This window comes from Streptomyces sp. Y309 (assembly GCF_056712025.1).
In genome coordinates this window covers 5,509,735-5,527,340 of the sequence record NZ_CM160048.1, presented here as the reverse complement: position 1 = coordinate 5,527,340, position 17,606 = coordinate 5,509,735, and the positions used below count along the sequence as shown (strand labels likewise).

Genomic DNA, 17,606 nt, shown 5'->3' with positions numbered 1-17,606 from the left:
CCGCAGCATCCTTGGAGCGTGAGAGACCTTGGCCGGATCGGCTGACTTCGACCTGTACCGCCCGTCCGAGGAGCACGACATGCTCCGGGACGCGATCCGTTCGCTCGCCGAGGCGAAGATCGCGCCGTTCGCCGCCGCGGTGGACGAGGAGGCCCGCTTCCCGCAGGAGGCGCTCGACGCCCTGGTCTCCTCCGACCTGCACGCGGTCCACGTACCGGAGAGCTACGGCGGCACCGGCGCCGACGCGCTCGCCACCGTCATCGTGATCGAGGAGGTCGCGCGGGTCTGCGCGTCCTCGTCCCTGATCCCGGCCGTGAACAAGCTGGGCTCGCTCCCCGTGATCCTCTCCGGCTCCGAGGACCTGAAGAAGAAGTACATGACGCCGCTGGCCAAGGGCGACGCGATGTTCTCGTACTGCCTCTCGGAGCCGGACGCGGGCTCGGACGCGGCAGGCATGAAGACCCGCGCCGTGCGCGACGGCGACTTCTACGTCCTGAACGGCGTGAAGCGCTGGATCACCAACGCGGGCGTCTCCGAGTACTACACGGTGATGGCCGTCACCGACACCGAGAAGCGCTCCAAGGGCATCTCGGCCTTCGTCGTCGAGAAGTCCGACGAGGGCGTCTCCTTCGGCGCCCCGGAGAAGAAGCTCGGCATCAAGGGCTCGCCCACCCGCGAGGTCTACCTGGACAACGTCCGCATCCCCGCCGACCGCATGATCGGCGCGGAGGGCACCGGCTTCGCCACCGCCATGAAGACCCTGGACCACACCCGCATCACGATCGCGGCCCAGGCCCTCGGCATCGCCCAGGGCGCCCTCGACTACGCCAAGGGCTACGTCCGGGAGCGCAAGCAGTTCGGCAAGCCGATCGGCGACTTCCAGGGCGTGCAGTTCATGCTCGCCGACATGGCCATGAAGATCGAGGCCGCCCGCCAGCTGACGTACGCGGCCGCCGCCAAGTCGGAGCGCGGCGACAGCGACCTGACCTTCCAGGGCGCCGCCGCCAAGTGCTTCGCCTCGGACGTCGCCATGGAGGTCACCACGGACGCCGTCCAGCTCCTCGGCGGCTACGGCTACACCCGGGACTACCCGGTCGAGCGCATGATGCGCGACGCCAAGATCACCCAGATCTACGAGGGCACGAACCAGGTCCAGCGGATCGTAATGGCGCGCAACCTGCCGTAGTCCGGGGCCACTTGGCCGTACGACGTGTCGCCCTCTCCCTGCGTCAGGGGGAGGGCGACACGCATGTCCGCCGGGTTCAGGCGAAGAAGTCCGTCAGCTCCTTCGCGACGAACTCCGGCTGCTCCTCCGGCAGGTAGTGCCCGCTGTCCGGCACCGCGAGCACCCGGACATCCGTGCCGTGGACCGCCAGGCGGTCGCGCAGATAGGCGTAGTTGGTCTCGCCTCCCAGGCCGAGGATCGGCGCCTCCACCGGCTGGTACGTCGCGAAGTCGGCGATGTCCTGGGTGAAGGCCTGGTACCAGGCGTTGCCCGCGCGGACCGCGTCCGCGGTGGAGTAGGCGTGCGCGTAGACGGCGCGCGCGGCCTTGTCGATCGAGGCGGGGTCCTTGAGCTGGTAGTCGAAGAGCCAGTCGTTCAGGAGGTCCGCGCGGCCTGCGAGGAGCTGCTCCGGGAGCCCCTTGACCTGGTTGAAGGCGAACCACCAGAGGTAGATGCCGGGCTTGTTCCGCCAGTCGGCGCCGGCCTCGGGGAGCAGCGTGAGCTTCCGCATCCACTCGTCAGGGTGCGCGACATCGAGGACGGCGAGCTTCCGCGTGGCCTCGGGGTGGTTGGCGGCGTGGGCGTACGCGACCATGGCGCCGATGTCGTGGCCGACGAGGTGGGCGCTGTCGTGGCCTAGGTGGCGGACGAGTTCGTACACGTCACGCGCCATCGTCTTCTTGTCGTAGCCGCCCTCCGGCTTCGCCGAGCCGCCCATTCCGCGCAGGTCCACGGCGATCACGCGGTAGTGGCGGGCCAGCTCCGGCATGATCTTGTGGAACTGCCACCAGGTCTGCGGCCAGCCGCCGAGCAGGACCAGCGGTTCGCCGCTGCCGCCGGAGACGTAGTGCAGCGTGGTGTCGTTCACGTCGGCGTGCGCGCTGGTGAAGTCGCCCTCCAGGGAGCGGGCCAGCTCCTCGTCCGTCCACACGTGGGTCACTGCCTCGGTCATGCCGGTCTCCCGTCCAGTTTTAGATCGATCAGTCCATTACTTGCCAGGACGGTAACCCATTTGGACCGATCGTTTCAATAGCGGCGGCTCGTCGAGCGTACGAAGAAGGGGCGCGGCCCAACGGCCGCGCCCCTCAGGTCTCGTGACCCCGCGTCAGCGGGCGTCGCCGTCCAGCTGGTCGAGGGTCGCGATCGACGGGCCCCGCTCCCCCTGGACCTTCCGCGACACGTCCTCCGCCGCGCCGAGCACCCGCACGGCGTTGCCCCACGTCAGCTTGGCGAGGTCCGCGCGCGACCAGCCGCGGTCGAGGAGCTCGGCGATCAGGTTCGGGTAGCCGGCGACGTCGTCCAGGCCGGACGGGGTGAACGCCGTGCCGTCGTAGTCGCCGCCGATGCCGATGTGGTCGATGCCTGCGACCTCGCGCATGTGGTCGAGGTGGTCGGCGACCGTCGCGGCGGTGGCGACCGGGCGCGGGTGCGTCTCCTCGAAGGCCTCGTGCACCTTCATCGCCTCGGGCGTGGTGTCCAGGTGGTGAAAGCCGTGCGCCCGCATGTTGTCGTCGGCGGCCAGCGTCCAGTCGACGGCCGCCTGGAGCACGAACTTCGGTACGAACGTGGCCATCGCCACGCCGCCGTTCCCGGGCAGGCGCTCCAGGACGTCGTCCGGGATGTTGCGCGGGTGGTCGCACACCGCGCGGGCCGAGGAGTGGGAGAAGATCACCGGCGCGACCGACGTGTCCAGGGCCGCCCGCATCGTCGTCGCCGCCACGTGCGAGAGGTCCACGAGCATGCCCAGGCGGTTCATCTCCCGGACCACCTCGTGGCCGAACGCGGACAGGCCGCCGACGCCGGGCTCGTCCGTCGCCGAGTCGGCCCAGGCGATGTTGTCATTGTGGGTCAGGGTCATGTAGCGGACCCCGAGCGCGTACAACGCCCGCAGCGTGGCGAGGGAGTTGTTGATCGAGTGGCCGCCCTCGGCGCCCATCAGGGAGGCGATGCGGCCCTCGGCGCGCGCCGCCTCCATGTCGGCGGCGGTCAGCGCGCCGCGCAGGTCCGCGGGGTAGCGGTCCAGCAACTGCCGTACGCAGTCGATCTGTTCGAGCGTCGCGCTGACCGCGGTGTCGCCCGCCATGTCCGCGCGGACGTACACCGACCAGAACTGCGCGCCGACCCCGCCCGCGCGCAGCCGCGCGATGTCCGTGTGCAGCTTGCCGGTCTGGTCGGCGGCGATGTCCAGGCGGTCGATGTCGTACCCGGCCTTCTCGCGCAGCGCCCACGGCAGGTCGTTGTGACCGTCCACCACGGGGAACTCGGCGAGCAGGGCGCGGGCTTCGGCGAGGGCGGCGGCCGCCTCGGGCACCACAGCGGACTCTGAAGACTCAGCGGGCTCACGCAGGTTCGTCATGCGCTCACTTTCCCGAGCCGAAGCCGAAACCTGAACCCACGCCGTCGACCTTGGCGCGAAGGCGCTTGCCCTTCTCCGTGGCCTGGTCGTTCAGCTCCTGCTGGAACTCCCGCACCCGGGAGGCGAGTTCCTCGTCGTGCGCGGCCAGCATGCGCACCGCGAGCAGGCCCGCGTTGCGCGCGCCGCCGACCGACACCGTCGCGACGGGCACGCCCGCGGGCATCTGCACGATGGACAGGAGGCTGTCCATGCCGTCGAGGTACTTCAGGGGTACGGGGACGCCGATCACCGGCAGCGTGGTGACCGAGGCGAGCATGCCGGGCAGGTGGGCGGCGCCGCCCGCGCCCGCGATGACGGCCTTCAGGCCGCGCTCGGCGGCGTGCTCGCCGTACGCGATCATCTCGCGCGGCATGCGGTGCGCGGAGACGACGTCGACCTCGTAGGGGATCTCGAACTCGTCGAGAGCCTTCGCGGCGGCCTCCATGACGGGCCAGTCGGAGTCGGAGCCCATGACGATGCCAACGACGGGTGAAGTCATTCGGTGATCGTTCCTCTGAGGTAGCCGGCCGCGTGACGGGCGCGCTCCAGCACGTCGTCAAGGTCGTCGCCGTAGGTGTTGACGTGGCCGACCTTGCGGCCGGGCTTCACGTCCTTGCCGTACATGTGGATCTTCAACTGCGGGTCGCGCGCCATGCAGTGCAGGTACGCGCCGTACATGTCGGGGTAGTCGCCGCCCAGGACGTTCGCCATGACCGACCACTTCGCGCGCGGGCGCGGGTCGCCGAGCGGCAGGTCGAGGACCGCGCGGACGTGGTTGGCGAACTGGGAGGTGATCGCCCCGTCCTGGCTCCAGTGGCCGGAATTGTGCGGTCGCATCGCCAGTTCGTTGACCAGGACACGGCCGTCGGGGGTCTCGAACAGCTCGACGGCGAGGTGTCCGACGACGCCCAGCTCCTTGGCCACGCGCAGCGCCAGCTCCTGGGCCCGGCCCGCGAGATCCTCGGAGAGACCGGGCGCGGGCGCGATCACCGTGTCGCAGACGCCGTCGACCTGACGGGACTCGACGACCGGATACGCCACGGCCTGCCCGTGCGGCGAGCGGACGACGTTCGCCGCCAGCTCCCGTACGAAGCCGACCATCTCCTCGGCGAGCACCGGGACGCCCGCGCGGAACGGCTCGGCGGCCTGCTCAACCGAGCGCACGACCCACACGCCCTTGCCGTCGTACCCGCCGCGCACGGTCTTGAGGACGACCGGGAAGCCGTCACTCTCCGTGTCGCCTGCCGCCGCGGCGCCCTCGGCCGCGAAGGCGGCCACGTCGGCCGGGTCCTGCACGATCCGATGGCGCGGACAGGGCACGCCGAGCTCGTCCAGCTTCGCGCGCATCACGCCCTTGTCCTGGGCGTGCACCAACGCGTCGGGCCCCGGGCGCACGGGGATGCCGTCCGCCTCCAGGGCCCGCAGATGCTCGGTGGGTACATGTTCGTGATCAAAAGTGATCACATCGCAGCCCCGCGCGAAGTCACGCAGCGTATCCAGGTCGCGATAGTCGCCGATGACGACGTCGCTGACGACCTGCGCCGCGGAATCCTGCGGAGTGTCACTGAGGAGCTTGAACCTGATGCCGAGCGGGATGCCCGCCTCGTGTGTCATACGAGCGAGCTGCCCCCCGCCGACCATGCCGACTACCGGGAACGTCACACCCACAGGGTATCGGCCATCCGGGAACGGCCCGATCCGTGCACTGCCGTCACAGGGGTGCCACGGAGTGACAGCGCCCACGAGCGCCGACGGAGGTCGCTGGTTAGCATGGCTGGGTTGGCGCGACCGAAACGGCGGATACACCGAACACATCGAAGGCGGCGACAGCACACCGCCCGACATCGATCCCGTCGGCGGGACCACTCGACTCGACGGGGGCTGGGGCGACCATGACGGAACGCGGCGCACTGAGGGTGCGGTTCGACCAACTCGCGCGCGAAGTAGCCAAGTTCGGGGCCGTGGGGGCGGTCGGAACGCTGGTCAACTTCGCCGTCTTCAACCTCGTACGCCACGTCACGGATCTCCAGGTGGTGCGCGCGAGCGTGATCGCCACCGTCGTCGCGATCGCCTTCAACTACGTGGGGTTCCGGTACTTCACCTACCGTGACCGCGACAAGAGTGGCCGTACCAAGGAGCTGACGCTCTTCCTGCTGTTCAGCGCGGTCGGCCTGGTCATCGAGAACGGCGTTCTGTACGTCGCGACGTACGGGTTCGACTGGGACAGCAGGCTGCAGTCCAACGTCTTCAAGTTCCTCGGCATGGGCATCGCGACCCTGTTCCGCTTCTGGTCGTACCGGACCTGGGTGTTCCGGGCGCTGCCCGCCCGCGAGGCCGTCGCGCATGCGGAATCGTTCCTGGAAGGGGAGCAGGGGGAGCGGGGGGAGCCGGGGAGCGGCAAGGAGCGGTCGGGGTCGACGGCGTTGGGGGGACGGCGGTCGGGCTGAGGCGGCGTCCGCGTCGGCCTCAGCGGACCGTCTCGTCCGTGGCGTCCGTCTCGTCCGTCGCGTCCGTCGCGTCGTCATTGCCCCGGCCTTCCCGGTACGACGGCGTACGTGACAGGAACAACCCGAACACCGGCGGCTTGCCCTGCAGCATCTCCAGGCGGCCCCCGTCCGCTTCGGCCAGATCCCGGGCCACCGCCAGGCCGATCCCTGTCGAATTGCGGCCGCTGATGGCGCGCTCGAAGATCCGCGCGCCGAGGTCGGCGGGCACGCCGGGGCCGCTGTCGGTGACCTCGACGACGGCCTGGTTGCCGGTGACACGGGTGCGCAGGGCGACGGTGCCGCCGCCGTGCATGAGGGAGTTCTCGATCAGCGCCGCCAGGACCTGGGCGACCGCGCCCGGGGTGCCGACCGCGTGCAGATGGCGCTTGCCGGAGCTGACGATCGCGCGGCCCGCGCTGCGGTAGGCGGGGCGCCACTCCTCCAGCTGCTGCTTGATCACCTCGTCCAGGTCGAAGGTGACGGCGGAGCCCGTGCTGGGGTCGCGGGAGTTGGTGAGCAGCCGCTCGACGACGTCCGTGAGCCGCTCGACCTGGGTGAGGGCGACCGTCGCCTCCTCCTTCACCTGGTCCAGGTCGTCGGTGAGGGTGATCTCCTCCAGGCGCATGGAGAGGGCGGTCAGCGGGGTGCGGAGCTGGTGGGACGCGTCGGCCGCGAGGCGGCGCTCCGCGGTAAGCATGCGGGCGATCCGCTCGGCGCTGCCGTCCAGGACGTCGGCGACGCGGTCCAGCTCCGGGACGCCGTAGCGGCGGTGGCGGGGGCGGGGGTCGCCGGAGCCGAGGCGTTCGGCGGTCTCCGCGAGGTCGGTGAGGGGGGAGGCCAGGCGGTTGGCCTGGCGTACGGCGAGCAGCACCGCGGCGACGATGGCGAGGAGTGCCACGCCCCCGATGATCAATAGCGTGCGGCCGACCTCCTGGGTGACCGCGGTGCGGGGCTCCTCGACCGTGACGATCTCGCCCTCCTCGCCGTCCCGGGTGGCGCGGATCACGTCGCCCGTGGGGCGGGTGCCGACCTCGATGGGGGCGCGGCCGGGGATCTCGATGCGGGCGTAGCGGTCGGTGTCGACCTGCTTGCGCAGCACCTCACCGCTGACGCGTTCGTCGCTGAGCAGGCGGCTGTCGACGATGCCCGCGAGCCGCAGCGCCTCGGAGTCGACGCGCTCCTGGGCGCTGTTGCTGATCGTGCGGGTCTCGACGATCACCAGGGAGACGCCGAAGACGGCGATCACTACGAGTACGACGGCGAGGGTCGAGTTGATGAGACGACGACGCACAGGGCCCTCCGGCCGGGCGGGGTGACGGACCCCCTCAGTGTCCCCCGGGCCGGGGGCGGCAGCCGCCCACCGCTGCGCGGCGGCTCCTCCCACCCACCCACCCGTGACCGTCGGCCCCGGGGTGCGCCCCGGGGGGCCGCGTCAACGGGAACGCCGAGCCGGACCCCGCCGCGGAGCGGTGGAGCAACGAGGGTGCGGCGGGGTCGGCGGTCACGGGTGGGTGGGTGGGAAGCCCGCCGCGGAGCGGCGGGGGCAGGGGCCGCCCGGACTGACGCGCCCCGCGAGAGTCAGCTTTTTTCGAAGCGGAAGCCGACCCCCCGCACCGTGGCGATGTACCGCGGATTCGCCGCGTCGTCGCCCAGTTTTTTGCGGAGCCAGGAGATGTGCATGTCGAGGGTCTTCGTGGAGGACCACCAGGTCGTGTCCCAGACCTCGCGCATGAGCTGGTCCCGCGTGACCACGCGTCCCGCGTCGCGCACGAGGACCCGCAGCAGGTCGAACTCCTTGGCCGTGAGCTGGAGTTCCTCCTCGCCCATCCAGGCGCGGTGGGACTCGACGTCGATGCGCACGCCGTGCGTGGCCGGAGGCTGCGCCGGCTCCGTGGCGCCGCGCCGCAGCAGCGCCCGGACCCGGGCGAGCAGTTCGGCGAGGCGGAACGGCTTGGTCACGTAGTCGTCGGCGCCGGCGTCGAGCCCGACCACCGTGTCCACCTCGTCGGCGCGGGCGGTGAGGATGAGGATCGGCACCGTATGACCCTCGGCGCGCAGGCGGCGTGCGACCTCGAGGCCGTCCATGCCGGGCAGGCCCAGGTCGAGCACGACCAGGTCCACGCTGCCCTGCAGCCCGGCGTCGAGGGCGGTCGGACCGTCCTCGCGCACTTCGACCTCGTAGCCCTCGCGGCGCAGGGCGCGGGCCAGCGGCTCCGAGATGGACGCGTCGTCCTCGGCGAGCAGTACACGGGTCATGGGGTGATGGTAGTCCGCACCGGACCAGCACAGGAGGCCGATGGCCGCACGCCGGTCCGCCCCCGGCAACGCGGGCCCCGCACCTCGGCCCCGCGGCCCCCGCGCCACCCCGAGCCGGACGCCCCCCGACGGTCAGAGGATGCGATCCTTGGGTACGTCTCGCGTACACCTTGGAATGTGGGATGTTGGTTCCGGCGTCACCTGTGATCCATCTCTCAAGTCCTTCCTAACGCCGCTCTATCGTGACGTATGGTGGCGAGACGCCTGTAGCACTACTCAAGGACCTTTGGCCCGCTATTGCGCGCCAAGGGTCTCTTCTGTGTGTGGGCTGGTGTTCACCAGCCTTGAAAGGAATGACCTGTGGTCGGGCCCCGCACGCGATGATGCGTCCCGGGGTGTGGATCTCGGTGTCACCGTCCCTCGTGCTCCACGGACACCGTGGCACGGATCCCCCGTCAGGCGTGCGGGGTGGATGGCGGGCGCCGGTGCCGACCGCCCCCCACCGGGCGCGCCCGCGGCCATGCCGCCCCCAGGCGCGTCCCGAACCACAAGGATCGACCCATGGCGTCCAGCCTGACGAAGGATTCGGCCAGCACTCCTGGTTCCGAGAAGACCTTCTTCGGCCACCCCCGCGGCCTGGCCACTCTCTTCATGACCGAGATGTGGGAGCGCTTCAGCTTCTACGGCATGAAGGCACTGCTCCCCCTGTATCTGGTCGCCCCCGGCGGCATGGACATGGATGCCGCCACCGCGACGGCGATCTTCTCGATCTACATGGCGATGGTGTACCTGCTCGCCATGCCGGGCGGCTGGTTCGCGGACCGCCTGTGGGGCCCGCGCAAGACGATCACCATCGGCGCCTTGGTGATCATGGCAGGTCACGTCACCCTCGCGCTGCCCGGCCAGGCGATGTTCTTCCTCGGCCTGGTGCTCGTGGCGATCGGCTCGGGTCTGCTGAAGGCCAACATCTCCACGCTGGTCGGCCACCTCTACGACAGCCCGGACGACCCGCGCCGCGACGGCGGCTTCACGCTCTTCTACGTCGGCATCAACCTGGGCGCCTTCATCGCCCCGCTGGCCATCGGCACCGTCGGCGAGAAGGTCAACTGGCACCTGGGCTTCGCCCTCGCCGCGCTCGGCATGGGCCTCGGCCTGGTCCAGTTCCTGCTGGGCGGCCGCCACCTGAGCGAGCGCAGCAGCGAAGTGCCGAAGCCGGTCGGGAAGCCGGAGCTCACGAGCCTGCTGCGCAAGGCCATGCTGTGGATCATCGCCGCGGTCGTCTTCTACGGCGTCACGGTCGCCACCGGTGTCTACACCCTGAACTGGGCGACCGTCCCGATCGCGCTCGCCGGTCTGGTCATCCCCATCTGGGTGATCACGCGCATCAAGCGCGACAAGGAGCTGGACCAGGTCGAGCAGTCCAAGATGACGGCCTACATCTGGTTCTTCGTGGCCGCCGCGGTCTTCTGGATGATCTACGACCAGGGCGCCTCCACGGTGGCCCTGTTCGGCAAGAACTCCACGGACACGTCGATCTTCGGCTTCGACTTCCCGGTCTCCTGGTACCAGTCGGTCAACCCGGTCCTGATCATGGCCCTGGCCCCGGTCGTCGCCGTCCTGTGGCTGGCGCTGAACCGCCGCGACAAGGAGCCGACCACGGTCGTGAAGTTCGCCGTCGGTCTGGTCATCACCGGCGCCTCGTTCTTCGTCTTCCTGATCCCGCTGACCATGGCGGCCGACGGCGAGAAGGTCGGCGCGTACTGGATGGTCGCGATCTACTTCATGCACACCCTCGGTGAGCTGTGCGTCTCTCCGGTCGGCCTGTCGGTCACCACGAAGATGGCCCCGGCGAAGTACGCCTCGCAGATGCTCGGCGTCTGGTTCCTCGCCGTCACCGCCGGTGACTGCACCACGAGCCTGCTGTCCACGGCCGGCGTCGATCTGAACAAGACCGGCGTGGTCGCCATGGAGGCCACCCTCGCCGTCGTCGCCGGTATCGCGGTCTACATGTACCGCAAGAAGGTCAAGGCGCTCATGGGCGACGTCAACTGACGCCCGCCTGAGGCCGTCCGGGCGCCCCCGCCCGAGGCCGTTCGTACGAACTGAGGGCCGCCGCACCACCCGGTGCGGTGGCCCTCGGCGTTTGCGGGGGCGGCCCGGCGGCGGCCGGGGCACCATCGGCCCATGACCCTGCGCCGAGCGCTGCTGACCCTGGCCCTGTGCGGCTCGCTCCTTTCGTCCAGCGTCGCCGCCGAGGCCTCGCCCGAGGCCTCACCCGACGCTCCGCGCCGGGTCTTCCCCTACGGGGCGCACGCGCGCCAGACCGTGACCGTGTACGGCCCGTCCGACGGCGCGCGCCCGGCCCTCGTCGTCCTGCACGGCGGGTCGTGGGCCCGGGACACGGACTGGAGCGGCTGGTCGCGGTGGTTCGCGGCCCGCGGCTTCACGGTGTACGAGACCGACTACCGCCTCTCGTCGGACGCCGCCTGGGCCGCGCAGCGCGACGACGTGCTCGCCGCCCTGCGCTGGATCGCCCGGCGCGAGGGCCCCGGCGCCGCGCGCCCGCTGCTGCTCGGCTCGTCCGCGGGCGGGCACCTCGCGGCGAGCGTGGGGGCGTACGGCGACGGAGTCACGTACGTACGAGGAGTCGTCGCCCTCTCCCCCGTCGCCTCGCCCTACCGCGCGTGGGTGGACGGCGCCCTGCCCGGCGCGTCCCCGCGGCAGCGGGCGCTGCGGCAGGCGGCTGAACGTTTGGCCGGGTGCTCCCCCGCCCGCGGCGGGCGGCACTGCTGGGAGCGGTGGGGCGACCTGGCGGCGAAGTCCCACGCGTCGGGCGAGCGGGACGCCCCGCTGTACCTGGTGCACTCCGCGGGCGACTACGTGCCGCCCGCGCACTCCGTCGAACTCGCCGCCGCCCAGCGCAGGTCGGGGATGCGGGACGTGACCGTACGGACCCTGCCAGGCTCCGCGCACGGCGGCCCGCTCCTGAAGACACCGGGCCTCGCACACGACGTACTTCAGTGGCTGCGGGCGCACGCGTGGACCCGCAGCCACTGACCAATAGGGCCCTTAGCCACTGAACAATCGGTTCAGCGCAGGCCGCGGCGCCTCCTCGGCAGGAACGTGAACACCGCGCCGCCCAGCAGGATCGCCGTGCCCGCGACCAGGCCGAGCGCCCGCAGCGCGCCGTTGCCGTCGCCGCCGGTGTCCGCGAGGCCGCCGCCCGACGCCGCCGCGCCGCCCGCGGAGCCGCCCGCCGAGCCGGAGGCGGAGCCACCCGACGTACCCGGACCGCCCGCACCGCTACTGCCCGCCGAGCCGCCGGACGCGCCGCCCGGCTGCGCGGACGTGTCGAGCTCCAGGGACACCTCGGTCTTCGCCGGGGTGCACGTCGTGGTCGTACCCAGCGCCTTCACGGTCAGGACACCGGGCGACAGCGTCGACTTGCCGTCGGCGCCGGGCTTGTACGTGCCCGTCAGGTCGGGGATGTTGATGGGGGCGCCGGACTTGATCGGCTCCTTGTTCGCGGGGCCCTCGACCGGCACGGTGCCCTTGTCGGCGCCGCCCAGCTTGACGTCCATCGAAGGTTTCACGGAGTTCGCGGGGATGTCGGCCGGGCTGTCCATCACGGACTTCTTGAACTGGACCGTGAGGCCGTAACTCCCGCCGTTCTTCTTGGCGTTGATCTGCACCGGCGAGGTGGCTTCCTTGTCGCCGATGGGCGTCTTGCACTTGTAGGGGATCTGGACTTCCTTGCCGGTGAAGTCGGTCTGGCCGTCACCGCCGCCGCTGGAGCCGCCCGCGGCGGACCCGCCGGACGTGCTGCCGCCGCTGCTGCCTCCGGAGCTGCTTCCGCCGGTGGTCGTGCCGCCGTCGTCACCGCCGCCGGAGGTCCCGCCCGAGGTGCTGCCGCCGGAGGTCCCGCCGGACGTGGTGCCACCCGACGTGGTGCCCCCTGACGTGGTGCCGCCCGAACTCCCGCCGCCTTCGGTGACCTTGATGGTCGCTGCGGGCTTCACGGCCTCCTCCGGCTTGCACTTGGTGTCCGTGGAGATCGGCTTGTTGACGTTGATGTCGTACGCGTCCGGGGTGAGCGTCACCTCGCCCGGCTTCGTCAGCTTCAGCTTGCCCTTCATGTCGGACAGGACCATCGGACTGCCCTTGGGGATGGGCGGGTTGGTCCGCGTCCCCTCCATCTTCAGGTCGCCGCTCTGGGCGCCGCCGACCTTGATCGTGCCGGTCGGCAGGACGGTGTCCTTGCCGAGGTCGAGGATGTCGGGGTTCTTGGACGCGGCCTCGACGGTCTTCCACACCACCTCGATCTCGTCGCCGACCTTCGCCTCGGCGGGCACCTTGACGTCCACCTTCGTGGTGCCGTGCACCGGCGGCAGATTGGAGATCGGCGGCGGTATGCACTCGGTCTTGTACGCGACCTCGGCGGCCTGCGCCGGAGTGGCCGCGGCGAGCACGGCGGTGCCGGCGAGTCCCGCGCCGCCGAGCATCAGGGCGACGCCGGCCGCGGTCGCTCTCGTACGGGGTGGTGCCGCTCCCGCCGCCCTCGCGCTCCGTTTCCTCCTCATGGCTTTCCTTTCGTCGTGGGGCTCGTGGTGGGGCCGTTGTCGGACGGTGCGGAGAGCTGACCTGCGGGTGCGCCCGGGTCGGTGTCCGGGCTGAACCAGGGCAGGGTGGTGGAGGAGGGCGCCGGCGCGGAGCCGGGCGGCGTGCCGCCGCGCTCCGCGGTCACGGCCGACTGCGGCAGGCGCAGCTTCGGCAGGCGCCCGGTGAGGTCGACGAGGCGGGACGTGCGGTGCCGGCCCGGGGTGCGGCGGCCGCGGCGCCGGTCCGGGCGGAACCGGTCGACGAGCACCATGCCGACGCGGAACACGGCCGCGGGCACGACGACACACAGCAGCACCCAGAACAGCGTGACGCCCCACGGCCGCCCGACGCCCCACGGCTGCTCGGCGAGGACCTTGTCACCGAACCGCAGCGACACCAGATAGTCGCCGTGCGCGCCCGCCGGCAGCTCGACGGGCAGCTTGATCTGTGCCTTCTTGCCGGGTGCGATGGTGCCGCGCCACTGCTGCTCCTCCCACTTCGGGGCGAACACGCCGTGCGAGGTGCCGACTTGGAAGACGGGGTCCTTGACGGGCGCGGAGCCCACGTTGCCGACGGTGAACACAAGACGCCGGGACGGCGGTGAGCCGAACCACGTGAGGATGCCGCTCGACCCGTCGAGCCGGGTGTCGGTGAGCACGGAGAGCCGCCCGCCCGCCCGCTGCTCGGGCAGCGGCTTCACCGGGTGTCCCGCGACCTTGAACTCCGCGTCCACGGCGGTCTTCGCGCCGGTCACGGTGGCGACGTGCACGACGCACGGGCAGGGCTTCGGGGGTTCGGCGACGGGCAGCTTCTTGCTGAAGGCACCGTCGCCGTCGGTGGTGACGGCGCGCCCCTGGGAGTTGGCACAGGAGTTGGTGCCGCCGGGCACACCGGCGGCGGGGGTGGCCTGCCCGCAGACGAGCATCATCAGGAGGGTGTCGGGGCGCCAGCCCTTGCCTCTGACTGTGACTGAACCTCCCGCACCTGCTTGGGACTTGGAAAGGGTGACGGTGGGTTTGTCGGCGGCGTGGGCGGGATCCGGCGCCGACAGGGTGAACGCGAGGACGGCGAGCAGGAGCCCGAAGACGGCGGGGACGAAGAAGGAGACAGCAACCCGGGGGCGTCCACCTTGAGTCCGAGAGCAACGGGTGGGTGGGTGGGAGATATCCGCCGCGAAGCGGCGGGCTTTTACCGACTTACCGTTCACGGGAGGCCTCCACCCGCCGACGCCTACGTACAGCAACAAAGCCCCCCGCACCCACCAGGACCACGGCACCCCCGCCGGCAACCAAGGGCCAGGGCACGATCCACGCAGAGGCAGCGCCAAGCTCCCGCACGCCACCGCCCGCGGTGACCGTGAGCTTCACGTCGACCGAGTCGAGCGCGGGCACCCCGCCCCACGGCTCCGTGAGGGAGACCCGCCGCCCCGGGGCCAGTTCGAGGGGCAGCTTCCGCGCCCCGCGGTCGAGCAGCTCGCCGAACACCCCCTCGGCCCGCACCGCGACCCGCGGCTCGAGCACGGTGTTGCCCCGGTTGACGAGGTCGTACGAGATCTTGCCCGCCCCCGCGTCCACCCGGACGCGTTCCACGGTGAGCGCGGCCAGCGTGGGCCCGCTCACCCGCAGCCGCAGCGCGACCCGCTCGTCCCGCCCACCGCCGCGCGCGACGACCTCGCCGAGGTGGTCGCCGGGCGTGGCCCCGGACGGCACCGTCACGGTGAACGGCACGTCGGCACGCGTCCGCGGCGGCACGGTCACTTCGCGCTTCGCGAAGGCGAGCCACTTCCCGGTGCCGGACGGACCGGCGCCGCGCAGGGTCACGGTGCGCGGCCGGCCCCCGGGGTTGGTCACGGACACGGTGTCCTGGAGTACGGCTCCGGGGTCGCCCTCCGCATAGAAGTAGGGCCGCCCGCCGTCCCGCGCGGACCGCGACCCGGCCCCCGCGGAGGGCGCGACGGACCAGGCGGCACCACTATCGGCGGCGCGCCCGGCACCGTCGTCCGCGGCCCGCGCGGCACCGTCGTCCGCCCGCGCGGGCCCACCGGCGCACCACGCGAGCAGCACGGCGGCGCCCACGCACAGCACACGCGCCCCACGCGTTCCCCACGTCGACGGCATCAGCGGCATCGGCGGCTCCCCGTCCTCGTACCAGGTGTCCTCCACGTCGGCCACGTCGGCCACGTCAGCGCGACCGCGCCGCCTGGTTCCGCCGGGTCAGCCACAGCACGCCGGCCGCGCCCGCGAGCAGCACGGTGCCGCCGAGGGTGCCGAGCGCGATCGCGGAGTCGGCGGGGCCGGTCTGCGGGAGCTCGTCGCCGCCGGAGGGGGCACCCTGCGAGCCGCTGGAGGTGTCCCCGGAACCGGAACCCGCGCCCGCGTCGGCCCCGGAGCCCGAGCCGGAACCACTCGTACCGCCCGATCCCCCGCCCGAGCCCTTGACGTCGAGCGTCAGGGACGGCTTGGGGTTGTTCGCGGGCGTACACGTCGTGGTCGTACCGAGCGCCTTGATCGTGAGGACCCCGGCCGTGAACGTGACCTTGCCCGACTTCTTGGGCGTGTACGTGCCCGACAAGTCACTGATCTTGATGGGGGTGTTGGCCGGAATGGCCTCCGGGTTGGTGGGCCCGGAGACCGCGACCGTGCCGCTCTCCGCGCCGCCCAGCTTGATCACCGCGCTGGGCTTCATCGCGCCCTTGCCGAGTTCGACGGGGCTGGAGGAGACGCCCTTCTGGAAGGACATCGTGAGCTTGTAGCCGCTGCCGCTCTTGACGCTCTTGATGTCGATCGGCGAGACCGCCCCCTTGTTCCCGATGGGGGTCTTGCACTGGTAGTCCACGTCCTGGACCTCGGCCTGGGCGGCCGGCGCGGCAAGGAGCAGAGCCGATCCGGCCAGGGCCGTGGCGAGCACGAGCGCGGCCGTCTGTTTCTGGTACGACACCTCGATTTCCCCTCATGCCGGTGGTGCGGGCGAGTCCGTGCCGCGCGTGCGAATTTACTGACGGCACATCAGATTGGCCGTCAAGGTACGCCCGGGGCCTTGCCGAGGGAAGACAAAGGACGCGCCGGATCCGTGATGATCCGACGCGTGGAGGAACTTGAGGAGACGGGGGGAGGATTCAGCCCGTCGAGGGGGTCCCTCCCTGCTCCTTAAGAGCTTGGGGGAGATTGAGGACGAGCGCGAAGCGCGATCAGCGGCAGCCACGGCCCCGGGAGGCGAATGCGCCGGAACCCCGGCCGGGCAGGCGGCAAGCGGTCCGGCCCCCCGAACTAACAGGGGGCGCCCAGCTCGGCCCACACCGTCTTGCCTGCCGAACCCGGCGTACGAACGACCCCCCAGTCCAAACAGAGCCGCTGCACGATGAACATCCCGTGACCGCCGGGCCGCCCCGCGCGGTGCGGGGTGCGGGGCGCGGGCTGGCCGGCGCCGCGGTCGGAGACCTCGACGCGCAGCACCTTGCCGTCGCAGCTGAGCCAGAGCTCCTCGGGCCCTTCCGCGTGCAGGCACGCGTTGGTGACCAGCTCGGAGACGACGAGCAGCACGTCCTCGGCGGCGGCGCGCCGGTCGGCGCCGGCCGCGGGCAGCCAGCCCCAGGCGTGCAGCGCCTCCCGGGTGAAGTCGCGCGACAGGGGCACAACGCCGCTGGCCCCGTTCAGGCACAGCCTGCGGACCTGGCGGCCCCCGGACTCCGGGGTGGCCGCGGACGCGGGAACAGCCGCGACGGCGGCCTCCGACTCCGGGCCACGGTCGCCCGGCGAGTAAGGCCGGGTGGTGCTCATCAGCACTTCACCTCACCGACAAGAGGACTGGACAAGTGACGAGTGCGCAGGCCCCCGGTGGCGGACCCCCGCCCGCCCGGATGCGTCCCGGCCGCTTGCCGTTCCGACTTCGATCTGACTTTGACTTGATGAATGACTTGATGGATGTGGACGACGGACTCAGAGTGACTCCTGCCCGGCCGATCCGTGCGGACACCCATGGATTCGGCACGATCCGTGTGACGCTGGTAACGCATCGATCACACAGCGACAACTGACGCGTAACTCTTCACGCCATGCACGGAGAGTCACCTGGGCTACTCGGCGAGTGCCGCTTCGAGCGTTTCGTGGACGGTGAAGACGGCATCGGCGCCAGTGATCTCGAACACTCGGGCCACCACCGGCAGCATCCCGGCCAGATGGACTCCACCCCCCTCGGCCTCGGCCTTGAGCCGGGCCCCGAGGAGCACGTTCAGCCCCGTCGAGTCACAGAACTCGAGCCGTGAGCAGTCGATCACGAGGCGTGCGAAGCCGTCGTCGACACAGGCCTCCAGCGGCTCTCGCAACAGGTCGGCGGTGTGGTGATCCAACTCACCCGCCGGAGTCACGACGGCGCTGCGGCCCTCTTTTCGGACTTCGACCAGAAGCCGGCCTCGGTGTGCGCTGCCGACCGTCCCGCGGTCCATGCCGTCACTCTCTTCCCGACAAGTCGTGGGCTGTTGCTTGCAAGTCGTGGGGTGTTGCCCGCGCGCTCGCCTGTGTATTCCGACACGCGATGACGCCCTTGAACATTACGCCTTCCCTACGGCCGGGGGTACCCGAACATCCCCCCGAATTCGGACATTTCGCCACGGACCGCACTTGCGACTCCGACGCGGAAGCGGGTAGGG

The 17,606-nt window shown here is 71.2% G+C and carries 16 protein-coding genes; 4 read left to right on the top strand and 12 right to left on the bottom strand.

Annotation, left to right across the window (positions count from 1 at the left end):
• Positions 1-28 precede the first annotated feature (28 nt).
• Complete coding sequence (locus tag AC0KTA_RS22645; protein ID WP_481050051.1) at positions 29-1,186, top strand: acyl-CoA dehydrogenase family protein; 1,158 nt, start codon at positions 29-31, stop codon at positions 1,184-1,186.
• Positions 1,187-1,262: 76 nt separating this feature from the next.
• Here the strand turns inward: AC0KTA_RS22645 and AC0KTA_RS22640 are convergent, their stop codons facing one another.
• The 4 genes from AC0KTA_RS22640 to AC0KTA_RS22625 all read right to left on the bottom strand — a co-directional run bounded on the left by AC0KTA_RS22640 (position 1,263) and on the right by AC0KTA_RS22625 (position 5,282).
• Positions 1,263-2,177: an alpha/beta fold hydrolase gene (locus AC0KTA_RS22640; RefSeq protein WP_481050050.1), complete on the bottom strand. Its 915-nt coding sequence runs from the start codon at positions 2,175-2,177 to the stop codon at positions 1,263-1,265.
• Positions 2,178-2,330: 153 nt separating this feature from the next.
• On the bottom strand, positions 2,331-3,581 hold the full coding sequence (locus AC0KTA_RS22635) for a dipeptidase (protein WP_481050049.1): 1,251 nt from the start codon (positions 3,579-3,581) through the stop codon (positions 2,331-2,333).
• A gap of 4 nt (positions 3,582-3,585) precedes the next feature.
• Entirely contained in the window at positions 3,586-4,119 is a 534-nt protein-coding gene (purE, locus tag AC0KTA_RS22630; protein WP_481050048.1) for a 5-(carboxyamino)imidazole ribonucleotide mutase, read from the bottom strand.
• Positions 4,116-5,282 carry a 5-(carboxyamino)imidazole ribonucleotide synthase gene (locus tag AC0KTA_RS22625; protein WP_481050047.1) on the bottom strand — a complete coding sequence of 389 codons (1,167 nt, stop codon included), beginning with the start codon at positions 5,280-5,282 and terminating at the stop codon, positions 4,116-4,118. The genes purE and AC0KTA_RS22625 overlap by 4 nt, the downstream gene beginning before the upstream one ends.
• 230 nt (positions 5,283-5,512) lie before the next feature.
• Here AC0KTA_RS22625 and AC0KTA_RS22620 point away from each other — a divergent pair, with 230 nt between their 5' ends.
• A complete protein-coding gene (locus AC0KTA_RS22620) occupies positions 5,513-6,067 on the top strand; it encodes a GtrA family protein (RefSeq protein ID WP_481050046.1) in 555 nt (184 codons plus the stop codon).
• 19 nt (positions 6,068-6,086) lie between these two features.
• Here the strand turns inward: AC0KTA_RS22620 and AC0KTA_RS22615 are convergent, their stop codons facing one another.
• Together AC0KTA_RS22615 and AC0KTA_RS22610 are read right to left on the bottom strand one after the other, a co-directional pair.
• Entirely contained in the window at positions 6,087-7,397 is a 1,311-nt protein-coding gene (locus AC0KTA_RS22615) for an ATP-binding protein (protein ID WP_481050045.1), read from the bottom strand.
• 287 nt (positions 7,398-7,684) lie between these two features.
• The gene (locus AC0KTA_RS22610; protein ID WP_016644465.1) at positions 7,685-8,362 is read right to left on the bottom strand and encodes a response regulator transcription factor; all 678 of its coding nucleotides are present in this window, start codon (positions 8,360-8,362) and stop codon (positions 7,685-7,687) included.
• A gap of 561 nt (positions 8,363-8,923) precedes the next feature.
• Here AC0KTA_RS22610 and AC0KTA_RS22605 point away from each other — a divergent pair.
• Together AC0KTA_RS22605 and AC0KTA_RS22600 are read left to right on the top strand one after the other, a co-directional pair.
• The gene (locus AC0KTA_RS22605; protein WP_481050044.1) at positions 8,924-10,414 is read left to right on the top strand and encodes a peptide MFS transporter; all 1,491 of its coding nucleotides are present in this window, start codon (positions 8,924-8,926) and stop codon (positions 10,412-10,414) included.
• Positions 10,415-10,546: 132 nt separating this feature from the next.
• Positions 10,547-11,419, top strand: a complete 873-nt coding sequence (locus AC0KTA_RS22600; protein WP_481050043.1) for an alpha/beta hydrolase family protein — start codon at positions 10,547-10,549, stop codon at positions 11,417-11,419.
• Between the two features lie 32 nt (positions 11,420-11,451).
• Here the strand turns inward: AC0KTA_RS22600 and AC0KTA_RS22595 are convergent, their stop codons facing one another.
• The 6 genes from AC0KTA_RS22595 to AC0KTA_RS22570 form a co-directional block, all read right to left on the bottom strand.
• Entirely contained in the window at positions 11,452-12,864 is a 1,413-nt protein-coding gene (locus AC0KTA_RS22595; RefSeq protein WP_481056525.1) for a hypothetical protein, read from the bottom strand.
• Between the two features lie 74 nt (positions 12,865-12,938).
• A complete protein-coding gene (locus AC0KTA_RS22590) occupies positions 12,939-14,036 on the bottom strand; it encodes a hypothetical protein (RefSeq protein WP_481056524.1) in 1,098 nt (365 codons plus the stop codon).
• A 121-nt stretch (positions 14,037-14,157) separates the two neighbouring features.
• A complete protein-coding gene (locus tag AC0KTA_RS22585) occupies positions 14,158-15,132 on the bottom strand; it encodes a COG1470 family protein (protein ID WP_481050042.1) in 975 nt (324 codons plus the stop codon).
• A 10-nt stretch (positions 15,133-15,142) separates the two neighbouring features.
• Entirely contained in the window at positions 15,143-15,898 is a 756-nt protein-coding gene (locus AC0KTA_RS22580; RefSeq protein ID WP_481050041.1) for an LPXTG cell wall anchor domain-containing protein, read from the bottom strand.
• 329 nt (positions 15,899-16,227) lie between these two features.
• Positions 16,228-16,737, bottom strand: coding sequence for an ATP-binding protein (locus AC0KTA_RS22575; RefSeq protein ID WP_481050040.1), 510 nt, complete (start codon positions 16,735-16,737; stop codon positions 16,228-16,230).
• A gap of 296 nt (positions 16,738-17,033) precedes the next feature.
• Positions 17,034-17,402, bottom strand: a complete 369-nt coding sequence (locus AC0KTA_RS22570; protein ID WP_481050039.1) for an STAS domain-containing protein — start codon at positions 17,400-17,402, stop codon at positions 17,034-17,036.
• Between the last annotated feature and the right edge of the window lie 204 nt (positions 17,403-17,606).